Here is a 13,615-nt window from a genome sequence, read left to right as displayed (position 1 = left end):
AGTCTGGCCGACCACACCGATGCCGGCCGCGACGGGCCGACGGCTACGGGCCGTCCTCACTCAGGCGGAATCCGGTGACCAGGTCGGGCCGGATCCGGATGGCACCCGATCCGGTACCCGCGGCCCAGGGCCGGAGCAGGTGTGCGTAGCGCTCGATCTCGGCGGGGTCGGTGACGGCGGTGGCGTAGCCGGTCGCGACCACGCTCCATCCCAGGTGCGTTAGCGGATTGATGGCGTCCGCTTCGTACGCGACGACGATGCCCGCGTCTTCCTGGGTCGCGAGCAGGGCTGCGAGCGTCGAGCCGTCCTGAACGCGGACGATGATGTCCCCCGCGTCGAGCAGGTGGTTGACCGGACGGACCGCGGGCAGCGCATGCCGGGTGAAGACGATGCGCCCCAACTCCATGGAACCCAGCAGCTCCAGCGCCTCCTCGGTAGGGAGATCCTCCACGCGTCGCTGCGCCGTCCGGAGGACGGCGGGAGTGCCGGCCGTACCGAATCGACGGTTATTCATCGTGGCCACCTCGGTCGAGCGGGAGGCCAACGGTCGCGTAGTCCGTAGGGGACTCGGCGACGGCAGCCGCGGGGGACGTCTGTTGCCAGGGTCTCCGGAGTGCACTCCTCCGGGCATGGGCCGGTCGGACCTCAGAGGGGGCCACAGGGCCCATGCCCGGGATGAGCCGGACCCCCAAGACTGAACACAGGACCGAATCAAGGAGGCCGTTCGTGAACACCCTCACCCGCTTCGCCACCGCGCTGCCCGCCGACTGCCGTTCCCAACTGATGGAACTGGCCCACGAGGTCAATTTCGACGAGGGGACGCATCTCTTCCGCGAGGGCGGTCACGCCGATCGATTCTGGATCGTCCGGTCCGGCACCGTGACGCTGGACGTGCACGTACCCGGGCGGCGCGCCGCCGCCATCGAAAGCCTCGGCGCCGGCCAGCTGATCGGCTGCTCGTGGCTCTTCAAGCCCTACTCCTGGCGTCTGGGCGCCGAGGCGATGACGCCCGTCCGCGCGTATGAGTTCGACGCGGCACGCGTACGGACCCTGATGGATGCCGACGCGGCATTCGGCTCCGCCCTGGGCCACTGGGTCGGGCAGGTCCTCGCCAATCGGCTGCAGGCGGCCCGCGTACGGCTTCTCGATCTGTACGCGCCCTACGGCAGCGGCAGCTTCCTCTGATCGCCGTACGGCGAAGGAGCCGGTCATGCCCGCACCCCGCTACACCGTCAGTGACGTCATGACGCACACCGCGATCGCCATCGGCCCTGAGGCGTCCTACAAGGAGATCGTCGAGCTGATGCATCAGTGGAAGGTCAGCGCGGTTCCCGTCCTGGCGGGCGAGGGCCGGGTCGTCGGTGTCGTCTCCGAGGCGGACCTCCTGCCGAAGGAGGAGTTCCGGCGAACGGATCCCTCCCTGCCCGATCAGCCGGAGGAGGCGTCGAAGGCCGCCGGAGTGCTGGCCGAAGAGCTCATGTCGAGCCCGGCGATCACCGTGCATCCCGACGCACCCGTCGCCGAGGCCGCCAGGATCATGGCCCGCAAGGGCGTCAAGCGCCTGCCGGTCGTCAACGCGCTGGACATGCTGGAGGGCGTCGTCAGCCGCAGCGACCTCCTGAAGGTGTTCCTGCGGCCCGACGAGGAGCTTGAAGAGGAGATCCGCCAAGCCGTGCTTGCCGATCTGGCGCCCGGCACGACCTTGAACTTCGTCGTCCAGGAAGGCGTCGTCACCTTGTACGGCCCGCTGCGGGACCGCGCCCTGGTGCCGCTTCTCGCACGGGCCATCCGCACGGTCGAAGGTGTGGTGGACGTCAGGATGGACCTGGACAGCACACTCGGTGCGGCAGCCGCCTAGTCCGTACCGTCGGCAAGCGCCAGGTCGTGCCATGGGGTGCGCTGCGCTCCCTGCTGAGACAATTCTGCTGATACGACGAATTCCGGACCAACCCAGGGGCGATCATGGCCGACGATCCGAACGCCTCTGCCGAGGCTCCGATCAAGGTGTTCCTCCTCGACGACCACGAGGTGGTCCGCCGCGGGCTGCGTGACCTCCTCGACTCCGAGCCGGACATCGCCGTCGTGGGCGAGGCGGGCACGGCTGAGCAGGCGCTGGCCCGCGGGCCGGCACTGCGCCCGGACGTCGCCGTGCTCGATGTACGACTGCCCGACAGCGACGGGATCACCGTGTGCCGTGAGCTGCGCTCGCGCATGCCGGACCTGGCCTGTCTGATGCTGACCTCGTTCGACGACGAGGACGCCCTGCTGGACGCCATCATGGCCGGTGCCGCCGGATACGTGCTGAAGCAGATCAAGGGCTCAGACCTGGTCTCCGCGGTACGGACGGTCGCAACCGGCCAGTCCATGCTCGACCCGGCCACCACCGCCCGCCTGATGCGTTCCCTGCGCGATCCGGAAGGCCCCAAGGAGCCGGAGGACGCACGGCTGTCCGCTCTGTCGGAGCGGGAACGGGCCGTGCTGGAACTCATCGGCGAGGGCATGACCAACCGGCAGATCGCCAAGCGGCTCTACCTGTCCGAAAAGACGGTCAAGAACCACATCTCGCGACTCCTGGCCAAGCTGGGCGTGGAACGCCGGGTCCAAGCGGCCGTGATCGCGGCCCAGGTCCACGAGCACGAGCACGACATCGGCGATCCGAAACACTAGCCAGGTCGACAGAAGCAGGTCACGGCGACGTTCGGATCAGCGGCACCCGCCACTCCAAAAGGGTCCCCGTCTCCCCCGCACCCCGCGCAGTGACCGCCATGCTCCCACCGAGCTTCTCGGCACGCTCGGCGAGGTTGCGCAGTCCGCTGCGCCGGCCGCCGTCGGGGAGGCCGATGCCGTCATCGGTCACCGTGACCGTCAGCGTGCCGTTCGCCGCGACGACGGAGACCTCCGCACGGGTGGCCCGCGCGTGCCGGGCGACGTTGGTCAGGGCCTCTCCGATGACGGCGGGGACCTCTTCGGCCACGGCCGCGGGAACGTCGGTGTCGATCAGCCCCTCCATGCGCAGTGCCGGGGCGAACCCGAGGGCGGCGGCAGCCTCGTCGATGGCCTGGACGGTTCGGGAGCGCAGCTTCAGGGGTGTCCCCGGCGCTTCGTGTTCACGGAGCCCGAAGATCGTGGATCTGATGATCTTGATGGTGGCGTCGAGGTCGTCGACGGCCCGCGCGAGCCGTTCGGAGGCCTCGGGGTGGTCGACGAAGCGCTGGGCGCTCTGCAGGGTCATGCCGGTCGCGAAGAGTCGCTGGATGGCGAGGTCGTGGAGGTCACGGGCGATGCGGTCGTGGTCCTCGAGCAGGCTCATCTGCTCGGCGTCGTGGCGCCGGTCGGCCAGCTCCAGGGCGAGGGCCGCCTGGCCGGCGAAGCCGGGCAGGGGGGCGACCTCCGCGGGGGCGAACACGGGGCGGCCGTGGTGCCTGGCCAGCATCATGACGCCGCTGAGTTTCTCTTTGGTGCCGACGGTGACGGCGACGGCCGGGCCGAAGCCGGTCCAGCGTTCCGGCTGGGCGGTGACGCGTTCGTCGGCCGCCACGTCCGTGACCGTGATCAGGCCGTCGTTGGCGAGGGCGGCTTCGGCGAGGGTGCCCTCGGTGCTGGGCAGGATGATGTCGCGGTGTGCCCCGGCGCCTTCTCCGAGGGCGAGGGAACCGCGTAGTTCTCCCGTGGGGCCGAGGAGGTAGAAGACGCCCATGTCCGCGCCGGCGATGTCCTTGGCGCGCTCCATCATGCCTTCGAGGACCTCGTCCCGTGGAGTGCCCGAGAGCAGGGCGCTGGTGATGTCGGAGCTGGCCGCCAGCCACCGCTCGCGCAGCCGGACCTCCTCGAAGAGGCGGGCGTTCTCGATGGCGATGCCGGCCGCGACGGCGAGGGTGGACAGGACCGCTTCGTCCTCCTCGTCGAAGTCGGTGCCACCGCGCTTCTCGGTGAGGTAGAGGTTGCCGAAAACGTCCTCGCGGACCCGGATCGGTACGCCGAGGAAGGAGTGCATCGGGGGATGGTGGGCCGGGAAGCCGTACGAGGCGGGGTGCTCGGAGAGCTCGGAGAGCCTCAGCGCTTCCGGGTGACGGATCAGCTCGCCGAGGATGCCGTGGCCGGAGGGCAGGTCGCCGATCTGCGCGCGGAGCTCGTCGCTGATGCCTACGGGGAGGAACTGGGCGAGCTTCTGCTCGTCGCCGATGACGCCGAGGGCCCCGTATTCGGCGTCGACGAGGACGACCGCGGCCTCGACGATGCCGCGCAGTACCTGGGGCAGGTCCAGTTCGCGGCCGACCGACATGACGGCTTCGAGCAGGCCGTTCAGCCGGTCCCGGGTGCCTCTGACCTCGTCGATCCGGGTCTGGAGCTCGTCGAGCAGTTCGTCCAGCCGCAGCCGTGGCACGCCGCTCGCCTGGGCGGACCGACCGCCTGCGCTCATGTCCACCTCCGGGGCGGCAGCAGCCGTGGGGCGCCGCTTCCTTCACGGTAATCCCGGCCGGGCGGGCGTGCCGTTCAGCCGGTGCGGCCCGCCCGCCAGGGGGTGGGTCCGGCGCAGCTCGGAAGGGTTCGGACAGCCGGCTTTGGCAGCAGCTGCCGGTAACACCGCAGTGAGCAGTTCCCGCACCGGTCTCAGCTGCTAGGCCGTGAGAGGGCGCCCTGCGGGCTCAGTGGATCGCGGAGCTGTGCCGGCACCCGCTGGTGGATCGGTGCCGGTGGGGGTGGTGCCACCTCGTTGCGGCCGTAGCGGGCCAGCCGGCGTTCGGCCTGCGTCAGTCCCGTCGGAGCGGAGGAGCCGACAGAGGCCGTGGCGATCGCTCGGCCGGTCATCGCGGGCTCAGCCGGTGGGGACGGTGATCACCGGGCAGTGCGCACGGTGCAGGAGGCCGTGGACGACGGAGCCGATCCGCATGCCGGTGTATCCGCCGCGTCCGCGGCGGCCCACGACGACGGCCAGGGCGTGCTCGGCGGCCCGTGCGAGTTCCTCGACCGGGTGGCCGGTGAGGACCTCGTGGGTGACGTGCACGTCCGGATACTTCTCGGACAGCCCGGCGGTGGCCTCGGAGAGCAGGGTGCGCTGCGCCCGCAGTGCCGCCTCCTCTTCATTCAGCATGATCAGCGGCCGCTGCCAGACGCAGACGACCCGCAGCGCCGCGCCCCGGAGATCGGCCTCGTCGGAGGCGAAGGCCAGCGCGGCCGTGGCGGACGCACTGCCGTCGATACCCGCGACGACATAGGGCGGCTGCTGGCTGATGTGCTCCGCGTCGCCCACCACGACGACCGGGCATTCGGCCTGGGCGGTGATGGGGACCACGAGTGAGCCGGCGCTGAAGAACTCCGCGGTGCGGCTCAGATGGCGGGAGCCGAGCACGACCATGCGGGCGTCCCGCGCCACGCCACCGAGGACGGGGCCGGGGGAACCGCCCAGCAGATCCGCGGTGACACCCAGCTCGGGGTGGCGGCTGCGCACCCAGTCCTCGGCCTGCGCCAGTCTCTCGGCCCCCGCGCGCCTCAGGGACACCTGGCCAGGGGTGTCGTCGACGTGATGGGTGTCGTGCTGGGGCGGTACCGCGAGCACCAGGCGCAGCGGCAGCCGGCGCCGCTGGGCCTCGTCGGCGGCCCAGGCCAGGGAAAGGTGCCAGTCCCTGACCGGGTCGATCCCCACGACGATGTACCGGGTTCCTGCCTGGTGGCCGATCATGACCGACTCCCGAAGTTCCACACGTGCGGCAGCCGCAGCGAGGCCTTGTGCGGCTCGGCTTCCCGGGTGGTGTACCGGGCGGCGCTGCGTGCCGGCTGCGAGCCGTCCACGCCGACGACGACCGAGCTGGTGCCCGGGGTACGGAATGCGCTCTCCACGATTCCTCCCAACCGAGAAGCCGATGGGGGACACCACTCACGTTGGCACCCTCGGTGCTCCGGGACGAGGGCCGCCCGGGACCACCGCCGGGACCGAAGGTCCTCATCTCCCCGGCTGGGTCCCTACGGACCCCAGGACGGGACCGTTCGGCCCTCGATCACGGGCGGGCTCCGACGGATGGTGGGGACAGACCCCGCACCGGACATCGGCTCGCGTGACACGGCGGAGCAGGAGGACCTCATGAAGCCCCTGAAAGTGGCCGACCTGATGACCGAGGAGGTCGCCTCCGCAACACCGGACACCCCCTTCAAGGAGGTCGCGAAGCTGCTCGCCCAGTACGACGTCTCGGGAGTCCCGGTCCTGGACGACGAGGACCGCGTGGTGGGTGTCGTTTCGCAGACGGACCTGCTGGCGCACACGGCCCGGCACAACAGCTCAGTGGCCGTGCCGCCCAGCGCGGGCGACGTCATGTCCGCGCCCGCGGTCACGGTCCACCCCGAGGAAACAGCGGCCGACGCCGCCCGGCTGATGACCCGCCGCAGCGTCGAACGCCTCCCCGTCGTGGACCTGGAGGACCGGCTCGTCGGCATCATCACCCGCCGGGACCTGCTTCGCACGTTCCTGCGCCCGGACTCCGAGATCCGTCGGCGAGTGACCGACGAGGTCCTGGCGGAGGTACTCGGTGTGCCGGCCGGTGACGTCGACGTGCACGTGGTGGACGGCATCGTCACTCTCGACGGCAAGGTCGGGCTCCGAAGTCAGCTCCCCGTACTGCGCAACCTCGTCGAGCACCTCGACGGGGTCGTCGCCGTGGCATCACGTGTCACCGCCCGCACCGACGACACGGCGACCGCTCAAGCCGACCACGCTCGCCATGCGATGCCGTGGTGACGAGGCGTCGACCGCGCGAAGGAAGTCACTGCCATGAAGGACCATGTGAGCGTCGGAGTCGATGGCTCCAAGGAGAGCCGGGCAGCAGCACACTGGGCCGCGCAGGAGGCCGTCGTGCGGGAAGTGCCTCTGCGACTGGTGCACGCGGTCGACTGGCTCCTGGACCCCGTAGTCCCCGGTCTGGAACGGCAGGACGCAGAGCAGTGGGCGGACAAAGCGCTGACCGAGACCTCAGAGGAACTGCACCGGCGCCATCCGCAGCTGGAGATCACTACGCGGAGCCTCAAAGGCCGACCGGCGGCCGCCCTCGCCGCGGAGGCCGCCGACGCGGTGCTCCTGGTACTGGGCTCCCGGGGCCTGGGCGGGCTGGTGGGATTCATCATCGGCTCGGTGGCGATGTCCACCCTGGTCGCGACCGACACCCCGGTCGTTCTCGTGCGCGTCGCCGACGATCCGGACGGCCCGGGCACCGGTTCGAACGCCGAGGTAGTCGTGGGCGTCGACATCCACGAAACCTGCGACCGAGTGCTCGACTTCGCCTTCGAGGAAGCCGCCCGGCGCAACTGTCCGCTGCGGGCCGTGCACGGCTGGAAGATGCCCCCTGCCTACAACTACGTCCCCTTCTTCGACCCGGACAACGAACAGGACATCGGCAGGAGTGTCACACACATGGTGGACGACATGCTGCTGCCCTGGCAGCACAAGTTCCCCGACGTGGAAGTCAGCCACAGCGTGTTCATGGGATCCGCGGGCGAGCACCTCGTCCGGACTTCACAGGGCGCCGGGCTCGTCGTCGTGGGACGCCATGTGCGCCGCTCTCCCCTTGGCGCGCACCTGGGTTCGGTCGTCCACGCTGTCCTGCACCACGCGGCGGCCCCGGTGGCCGTCATCGCCCACCGGTGAAGGGCCTTCCGCTCCGCACGGTTCCACCGAGGTACGCGTCCCACGTCGCTGCCCGTCACCGTGGATGTCGAAGACGGCATGGCTGACCGCGGAGGAGGGCCGATCGGCCCCCGGTTGGACCGGTCGGACCTTCCCAGGGGCACGGCGAACGGAACAGCCTGGAAGCAGCCGACCATCCGACTCCAGGAGGAACACCATGTCGTGGCACACAGCTGAGGCCGCACAGACAGGACCAGTCCCGTGACCGCAACACACTTCGACCTCGACCCCGACACCGCGGCCCGGCTCGTCGACGACGCCGTCACCGCCCCGTCCATGCACAACGCCCAACCATGGAAGTTCGTGTTCCGCGCGAGCGGCAGCACGCTCGCCCTGTACGGTGATCCGGAACGCGCCATGACGCGAACCGACCCGAATCACCGTGCTCTCCACCTCGGTTGCGCCGCGGCACTGTTCAACTTGCGTGTGTCCGCGGCCTGGAACGGTCGCCCGGTCCGCGTACGGCTCTTGCCGGACGACTCCGATCCATGGCTCCTCGCCACGGTGACCCACGACGAAACCGTCGGTGCGGAGCACGACCTGGCCACCCTGCACGACGCCGTCCGACGCCGGCACACCAGCCGGTACCCCTTCAGCGACGAGCCGGTGCCGACCGCGCTGCTGGACGGTCTGGGGTCTGCGGCCCGCCTGGAGGGCTGTCGGCTGACCGTCCCGAGCCCGTGGCACATCGAAACCGTGCTCGGGCTGGTGCGCGACGCAGAGCACCACGAGGAGATGGATCCGCTCGCCCAGGCGGAGACCGCCGCCTGGACCTCCCAGGCGCAGGGTGCGGCGGGCACCCGCGGCGACGGCATTCCCGCCGCCGCGTTCGGCCCGAAGGCTTCCGGCGGCCCGGCCCCCGTACGCGACTTCGGCCGGGCCCGGCCGGTACCGGACCGCGGCTGGGCCGTGTTCGAAAAGCGGCCGCAACTGGCCCTGCTCAGCACCTCGGGAGACACGAGAGGCGACTGGCTGCGGGCCGGCCAGGCGTTGCAGCGCGTCCTGCTCCAGGCCACTGCCGACGGTCTTGCCACCTCGATGACGTCCCAGCCCCTGGAATGGCCGGAGCTGCGGTGGGCGGTCCGCGACCCGGTCGCGGCCATGGGCCACGTGCAGATGGTCCTCCGTCTCGGCTACGGCCCCGCGGGCCCCACCACGCCCCGCCGCCCGGTGACCGAGGTACTGGAAATCCTGGAGTAGACGCCACCGGCGTCACCGCGGTTCAATCCTTCCCGAGGGTGGCCGCGTGGTCGGGTACGGCGGTCTGCAGATCCTTGGACGGACGCTCGTAGCCCGTGGACCGGGGCCTCGGCGGCAGGGTCAGCGACGGTACGGCCACGTCCGCGTAGGGAACCGAGGACAGCAGATGGGCCATCATGTTGAGCCGCGCGCTGCGCTTGTCGTCGCTCTCGACCACGTACCATCGGGCGTCCGCCGTGTCCGTGTGGACGAGCATCTCGTCCTTGGCCCTCGAGTACGCCTCCCAGCGCGTGAGGGACTCCAGATCCATCGGGGAGAGTTTCCACCGGCGCAGCGGATCCTGCGCACGACGCCGGAACCGCTCCTCCTGCACCGCGTCGCTGACGGAGAACCAGTACTTGCGGAGCAGGATCCCGTCCTCGACCAGCATCCGCTCGAACACCGGGCACTGGCGCAGGAAGCGCTGGTGCTCCGCGGGTGTGCAGAACCCCATGACGTGCTCCACGCCGGCGCGGTTGTACCAGCTGCGGTCGAAGAGGACGATCTCGCCGGCGGCGGGCAGGTGCTCGACGTACCGCTGGAAGTACCACTGGGTACGCTCCCGCTCTGTCGGCGTGGGCAGCGCCGCGATGCGTGCGACGCGGGGGTTCAGGTGTTCGGCGACGCGCTTGATCGTGCCGCCCTTGCCCGCGGCGTCACGACCCTCGAAGACGACGACCAGACGGGCGCCTTCCGCACGCGTCCACTCCTGGAGCTTGACCAGCTCCGTCTGGAGCCGCAGCAGTTCTCTCTCGTAGACCGCCCTCTTGAGACCCATCGCCGTCTCCGCCCCTCTGCCGTCCGGTTCTGCGATCAAGTCAGTCACGGCCGGCGGCCGTGCGCAACGACGCCCCTCACGCCTCGGCGTGTCGCGACCCCCTGGTCCCGTCGGCGTTCCCGTTCGCCGTGTCCGGCCCGCCACGGCGCCCCCTGGCCTGCCGCTCCCCGCCCCACAAGGCCGGGCTGTCGATACGCTGGACCCGCACGGGGCGGGCAGCGAAGGGCAATCACGTGGGTGTGGGGGATCCGATGACGCAGGTGCCTCGGATGCGGCTGGACGAGCTGATCGACGAGCTCCAGGTGCGTATCGACGCCGTACGCGGTACCCGTGACCGGGTGCACAGCCTGCTGGAGGCCGTCGTCTCGGTGGGCCGCGAGCTGGATCTGGCCCAGGTGCTGCGCCGGATCGTAGAGGCGGCGGCCCTGCTCGTGGACGCCGACTACGGGGCGCTGGGGGTCATCGGCCCCGACGGCCGAACGCTGTCGCAGTTCCTGACGGTGGGGCTCGACGAGGAGGCCATCGCCGAGATCGGTCCCCTGCCGGCCGGCCACGGTCTGCTCGGGGAGGTCATCCACCACCCGGAGCCCTTGCGCCTCACCGATCTCGGCGCGCACACCTCGTCGTACGGGTTTCCGCCGCACCATCCACCGATGCGCACGTTCCTCGGTGTGCCGATCCGGGTGCGTGACGAGGTGTTCGGGAATCTCTATCTGACCGACAAGCGGGGCGGGGTCGATTTCGACACCGAGGACGAAACGGTGATCTCCACCCTCTCGGTGGCGGCGGGCGTGGCGATCGACAACGCGCGGCTGTACGAGGGGTCGCAGCGCCAGCAGCGGTGGCTCAAGGCCAACGCGGAGATCACCGAGAGTCTGCTGTCCGGCAGTTCCCGTCCGGCGGTGCTGGAGCTCATCGCCCTGCGGGCCCAGGAGATCACTGGCGCCCGGATCTCGGACATCTCCATGCCGGTTCCCGGCGCCGAGGGGTTGCTCGTGGAGTTCGCGGCCGGTGCGGACAGCGAGGCCCGTCAGGGACTCGTCGTCCCCTTCGCGGGATCCGTCTCGGGATCTGCTCACCGGACCGGGCAACCCGTCACGGTCGTGCACGCCTCGGACGACGGCCGCTATCCGGCCGATGTCCAGAGACAGGGCGGGCTGGGTCCCGCCGTCGCGGTCCCGCTGGGCACCGCAGGCGCAGAGAGCAGGGGCGTACTCCTGCTCGCGCGCGCAGTCGGCGAGCCCGTCTTCGGCGAGAACGAGTTGGAGCCGCTCGTCGCGTTCGCGGGTCAGGCGGCAATCGCCCTGGAGCTGGCGGAGCGGCGCCGGGACGCCGAGCAGATAGCACTGCTGGAGGAACGCGACCGGATCGCGAGGGACCTGCACGACCTGGCCATCCAGCGGCTGTTCGCCACGGGCATGACCCTCCAGAGCGCCGCACGGCTCGTCGAGCACGAAGGGGCCGCCGAGCGCGTCAGCCGTGCGGTCGACGACCTGGACGAGACCATCAAGATCATCCGATCGACGATCTTCGGTCTGCGCACCAAGGACCGCGAGGGCGGACCGGGTCTGAGGGCCCGCGCCGCCCGGGCCGTCGGCGAGGCGGCCGCCACCCTCGGCCATCCGCCGCGGCTGAGCATGGAAGGGCTGCTCGACACGGACGTCCCGTCCGAGGTCGCCGATCACGTCATGGCGGCGCTGGGCGAACTCCTGAGCAACGCCGCTCGACACGCGGGGGCGACCAGGGTCGCCGTGGCCCTCAAGGCGGACCCGGGCGAGATCGTGCTGACGGTCTCCGACAACGGCAAGGGCATCCCGGCGCAGGGCCGCAGGAGCGGTCTGCGCAACCTCGATGACCGGGCACGGAGGGTGGGCGGGTCCTTCACCGTGGACGCCCCGGACGACGGGGGCAGCCGGCTCGTCTGGCGGGCGCCGCTCCCCACCGGGAGCTGACGGCACCGACGCGATCATCCCCGGGCAGCCGGCTCCGGCAGCGTCCGCTCCGCCTCCAGCCGGAATCCGGTGACGAGGTCGGGGCGGATCCGCAGGGCTCGGGTCATGGGGTGTCGCACCCAGGGACGCAGCAGGGTAGCGAACCGGGCCGCCTCGTCGGCGTCGGCCACCGGGCACGCGTAGCCGGTGACGACGACGCTCCAGCCGAGGTGGGTGACGGGATCAATGGCGTCCGCTTCGTAGGCGACGACCACACCGAGGACATCGGCCGGGGCCACGAGGGAGGCGAGTGCCCCGTCGTCGTGGATCCGCACGATGATGTCCTCGCCCTCGACGAGATGGTTGACCGGGCGGACGGCGGGCAGCGCGTGCTGCGTGAAGACGATGCGCCCCAGGGACACCGTCGCCACCAGCCCGAGCGCCTCGGCCCTGTCGAGCTCGCGCATGCGCCGGGTGACCGTCATGTCGCCGTCCTGACCATCGGTGCGCCGTATGCCGCCGGCCTCGTCCATGCTGCGCACCTTCATCCGGTATCGATCGGTCTCCACGACTTCCGAGTCACCAGCCTCTCTCTCGATCGCTACGAGAACCAGGGCCCAACGGTCCCGAACCGGGTGCCGGTTTCGGACACCGTCATGGGCAGGCCACCACGAGCCACAGCACTCGGTCGGCGCCGAGCACCCTCATCGACTCGGCCACCAGAGGCGGCACGTCAGTCAGCCGGAGCCGGGTTCCGGCCGAGTGGCAGCGGTGGTGCACGCGCAGGAACAGGTCGATGCCCGCGCTGTCACAGAAGGAGATCCCGGACAGGTCGAGGACGAGGCTGCGGTGACCGGATGCGGCGAGAGCGGTGAGTCGGGGTTCCACCTGCCCCGCCGTGTGGAAGTCCAGTTCTCCTGCCAAGGTGACGCGCACGTCGCCGTCGTTCCCCACCACGGTCTTCAGGTCGATCAAGGTGGTCGTCATGGAACCTCCAGGCTGCGTGCGGCCCTGCGGTCGAGCCGCCCCTTTCCCCGTGCGGTACCAGCTCACCGCACGCGGACCGGCCCCGGGAAGGTCCACATGCCCCCCGCGCAGGGCCGAAGGTCCCTCTTCCCCGGGTGCCCCATGGCGCGGGAAAGGGGCCGGATCGGGGCCGATCGGCCCTGTCCGTTCGGCTCTGTCGGCAGGCAGGATGCTGGAGTCCGTGGTCCCGGGACGAACCCAGGCGAAGGAGTTGCGTCATGACCGACAGCGGTGCCCCCTCCCCCACCAGGACGCCGATCACGGTCTTCCTCCTCGACGACCACGAAGTCGTACGGCGAGGGGTGCACGACCTGCTGGACGCGGAGCCCGACCTGAACGTGGTCGGTGAGGCGGGCACGGCGGAACAGGCCCTGATCCGCATCCCCGCGCTGCGCCCCCAGGTGGCGGTCCTCGACGTACGGCTCCAGGACGGCGACGGCGTGAGCGTCTGCCGTGAGCTGCGCTCGCGGATGCCCGAACTGGCCTGCCTGATGCTCACCTCGTTCGACGACGAGGAGGCCCTGCTGGACGCCGTGATGGCGGGCGCCTCCGGTTACGTGCTGAAGCAGATCACCGGAACCGACCTGGTCACCGCCGTACGCACGATCGCGGCCGGCCAGTCCATGCTCGATCCCGGAGCCACGACCCGTTTGATGGCCCGCATGCGCGGCGACGTGCCCAAGGAGGAGCAGGTCCCGGGCCTGCCCGGCTTCACCGACAGGGAGAAGGAGATCCTCGTCCTGGTCAGCGAGGGGCTCACCAACCGGGAGATCGGCGAGCGGCTGTACCTCGCGGAGAAAACCGTCAAGAACATCATCTCGCGCCTGTTCACCAAGCTGGGTGTGGAGCGCCGCGTCCAAGCCGCCGTGATCGCCAGTCATGCGCTGATCCCGCCGGGTCAGCACCCCGTCCCGACCGCGGAATAGCCGGCGGCCGGGCACGGCGTACAGTCGGGTGTCCGGTCGTCCC

16 protein-coding genes are annotated in these 13,615 nt (G+C 70.6%); 8 read left to right on the top strand and 8 right to left on the bottom strand.

From position 1 onward, the window contains the following. Positions 1-43 precede the first annotated feature (43 nt). Positions 44-514: a pyridoxamine 5'-phosphate oxidase family protein gene (locus ADK52_RS20455; protein ID WP_053691319.1), complete on the bottom strand. Its 471-nt coding sequence runs from the start codon at positions 512-514 to the stop codon at positions 44-46. Positions 515-783: 269 nt separating this feature from the next. On the opposite strand from ADK52_RS20455, the gene ADK52_RS20450 reads away from it, so the two are divergent. The 3 genes from ADK52_RS20450 (at position 784) to ADK52_RS20440 (ending at position 2,667) form a co-directional block, all read left to right on the top strand. Next, positions 784-1,185 (top strand): Crp/Fnr family transcriptional regulator, encoded by a 402-nt coding sequence (locus ADK52_RS20450; protein WP_053691318.1) that lies wholly within the window; start codon positions 784-786, stop codon positions 1,183-1,185. Between the two features lie 25 nt (positions 1,186-1,210). Then, positions 1,211-1,858, top strand: coding sequence for a CBS domain-containing protein (locus ADK52_RS20445; RefSeq protein ID WP_053691279.1), 648 nt, complete (start codon positions 1,211-1,213; stop codon positions 1,856-1,858). A 104-nt stretch (positions 1,859-1,962) separates the two neighbouring features. Next, positions 1,963-2,667 (top strand): response regulator, encoded by a 705-nt coding sequence (locus tag ADK52_RS20440; protein ID WP_053691278.1) that lies wholly within the window; start codon positions 1,963-1,965, stop codon positions 2,665-2,667. 19 nt (positions 2,668-2,686) lie between these two features. Here ADK52_RS20440 and ADK52_RS20435 read toward each other — a convergent pair whose 3' ends face one another. From ADK52_RS20435 to ADK52_RS42460, 4 genes are all read right to left on the bottom strand, one after another. Continuing rightward, positions 2,687-4,420: a GAF domain-containing protein gene (locus ADK52_RS20435; protein ID WP_053691317.1), complete on the bottom strand. Its 1,734-nt coding sequence runs from the start codon at positions 4,418-4,420 to the stop codon at positions 2,687-2,689. 191 nt (positions 4,421-4,611) lie between these two features. Then, complete coding sequence (locus ADK52_RS40325; protein WP_078988480.1) at positions 4,612-4,809, bottom strand: cation-transporting P-type ATPase; 198 nt, start codon at positions 4,807-4,809, stop codon at positions 4,612-4,614. A 7-nt stretch (positions 4,810-4,816) separates the two neighbouring features. Beyond that, the gene (locus ADK52_RS20430) at positions 4,817-5,680 is read right to left on the bottom strand and encodes a universal stress protein (RefSeq protein ID WP_053691277.1); all 864 of its coding nucleotides are present in this window, start codon (positions 5,678-5,680) and stop codon (positions 4,817-4,819) included. Then, a complete protein-coding gene (locus ADK52_RS42460) occupies positions 5,677-5,838 on the bottom strand; it encodes a universal stress protein (RefSeq protein WP_159045995.1) in 162 nt (53 codons plus the stop codon). Before ADK52_RS42460 ends, ADK52_RS20430 begins: the two co-directional genes overlap by 4 nt. Positions 5,839-6,079: 241 nt before the next feature. Between ADK52_RS42460 and ADK52_RS20425 the strand changes: the two genes are divergently transcribed. From ADK52_RS20425 to ADK52_RS20415, 3 genes are all read left to right on the top strand, one after another. Further along, positions 6,080-6,730, top strand: a complete 651-nt coding sequence (locus ADK52_RS20425) for a CBS domain-containing protein (protein ID WP_053691316.1) — start codon at positions 6,080-6,082, stop codon at positions 6,728-6,730. 33 nt (positions 6,731-6,763) lie between these two features. Continuing rightward, complete coding sequence (locus tag ADK52_RS20420; protein ID WP_053691276.1) at positions 6,764-7,633, top strand: universal stress protein; 870 nt, start codon at positions 6,764-6,766, stop codon at positions 7,631-7,633. A gap of 240 nt (positions 7,634-7,873) precedes the next feature. Next, positions 7,874-8,872: an Acg family FMN-binding oxidoreductase gene (locus ADK52_RS20415; protein WP_053691275.1), complete on the top strand. Its 999-nt coding sequence runs from the start codon at positions 7,874-7,876 to the stop codon at positions 8,870-8,872. A 22-nt stretch (positions 8,873-8,894) separates the two neighbouring features. On the opposite strand, the gene ppk2 is transcribed toward ADK52_RS20415, so the two are convergent. Further along, positions 8,895-9,689, bottom strand: coding sequence for a polyphosphate kinase 2 (gene ppk2, locus ADK52_RS20410; protein WP_053691274.1), 795 nt, complete (start codon positions 9,687-9,689; stop codon positions 8,895-8,897). 251 nt (positions 9,690-9,940) lie between these two features. On the opposite strand from ppk2, the gene ADK52_RS20405 reads away from it, so the two are divergent. After that, positions 9,941-11,641, top strand: a complete 1,701-nt coding sequence (locus tag ADK52_RS20405) for a GAF domain-containing sensor histidine kinase (protein WP_182508745.1) — start codon at positions 9,941-9,943, stop codon at positions 11,639-11,641. Between the two features lie 14 nt (positions 11,642-11,655). Here the strand turns inward: ADK52_RS20405 and ADK52_RS20400 are convergent, their stop codons facing one another. Both ADK52_RS20400 and ADK52_RS20395 read right to left on the bottom strand, forming a co-directional pair. Further along, positions 11,656-12,153 (bottom strand): pyridoxamine 5'-phosphate oxidase family protein, encoded by a 498-nt coding sequence (locus tag ADK52_RS20400; RefSeq protein WP_053691315.1) that lies wholly within the window; start codon positions 12,151-12,153, stop codon positions 11,656-11,658. A 121-nt stretch (positions 12,154-12,274) separates the two neighbouring features. Further along, positions 12,275-12,607, bottom strand: coding sequence for an STAS domain-containing protein (locus ADK52_RS20395; RefSeq protein WP_053691272.1), 333 nt, complete (start codon positions 12,605-12,607; stop codon positions 12,275-12,277). Positions 12,608-12,864: 257 nt separating this feature from the next. Between ADK52_RS20395 and ADK52_RS20390 the strand changes: the two genes are divergently transcribed. After that, entirely contained in the window at positions 12,865-13,572 is a 708-nt protein-coding gene (locus ADK52_RS20390) for a response regulator (RefSeq protein WP_053691271.1), read from the top strand. The last annotated feature ends 43 nt before the right edge of the window (positions 13,573-13,615 follow it).

Source organism: Streptomyces sp. WM6372 (genome assembly GCF_001279655.1).
In the GTDB taxonomy this organism is placed as follows: Bacteria; Actinomycetota; Actinomycetes; order Streptomycetales; family Streptomycetaceae; genus Streptomyces.
This window is presented reverse-complemented; position numbering and strand designations above follow the sequence as displayed.

Excerpts from the sequence above, each read along its gene's own strand:
- ADK52_RS20405 (WP_182508745.1), top strand. The coding sequence starts at position 9,941 with ATGACGCAGGTGCCTCGGATGCGGCTGGACGAGCTGATCGACGAGCTC.
- ADK52_RS20425 (WP_053691316.1), top strand. The coding sequence starts at position 6,080 with ATGAAGCCCCTGAAAGTGGCCGACCTGATGACCGAGGAGGTCGCCTCC.
- ADK52_RS20420 (WP_053691276.1), top strand. The coding sequence starts at position 6,764 with ATGAAGGACCATGTGAGCGTCGGAGTCGATGGCTCCAAGGAGAGCCGG.
- ADK52_RS20430 (WP_053691277.1), bottom strand. The coding sequence starts at position 5,680 with ATGATCGGCCACCAGGCAGGAACCCGGTACATCGTCGTGGGGATCGAC.
- ADK52_RS20455 (WP_053691319.1), bottom strand. The coding sequence starts at position 514 with ATGAATAACCGTCGATTCGGTACGGCCGGCACTCCCGCCGTCCTCCGG.
- ADK52_RS40325 (WP_078988480.1), bottom strand. The coding sequence starts at position 4,809 with ATGACCGGCCGAGCGATCGCCACGGCCTCTGTCGGCTCCTCCGCTCCG.
- ADK52_RS20400 (WP_053691315.1), bottom strand. The coding sequence starts at position 12,153 with ATGGACGAGGCCGGCGGCATACGGCGCACCGATGGTCAGGACGGCGAC.
- ADK52_RS20435 (WP_053691317.1), bottom strand. The coding sequence starts at position 4,420 with ATGAGCGCAGGCGGTCGGTCCGCCCAGGCGAGCGGCGTGCCACGGCTG.
- ADK52_RS20445 (WP_053691279.1), top strand. The coding sequence starts at position 1,211 with ATGCCCGCACCCCGCTACACCGTCAGTGACGTCATGACGCACACCGCG.
- ADK52_RS20390 (WP_053691271.1), top strand. The coding sequence starts at position 12,865 with ATGACCGACAGCGGTGCCCCCTCCCCCACCAGGACGCCGATCACGGTC.
- ADK52_RS20395 (WP_053691272.1), bottom strand. The coding sequence starts at position 12,607 with ATGACGACCACCTTGATCGACCTGAAGACCGTGGTGGGGAACGACGGC.
- ppk2 (WP_053691274.1), bottom strand. The coding sequence starts at position 9,689 with ATGGGTCTCAAGAGGGCGGTCTACGAGAGAGAACTGCTGCGGCTCCAG.
- ADK52_RS20450 (WP_053691318.1), top strand. The coding sequence starts at position 784 with ATGGAACTGGCCCACGAGGTCAATTTCGACGAGGGGACGCATCTCTTC.
- ADK52_RS20440 (WP_053691278.1), top strand. The coding sequence starts at position 1,963 with ATGGCCGACGATCCGAACGCCTCTGCCGAGGCTCCGATCAAGGTGTTC.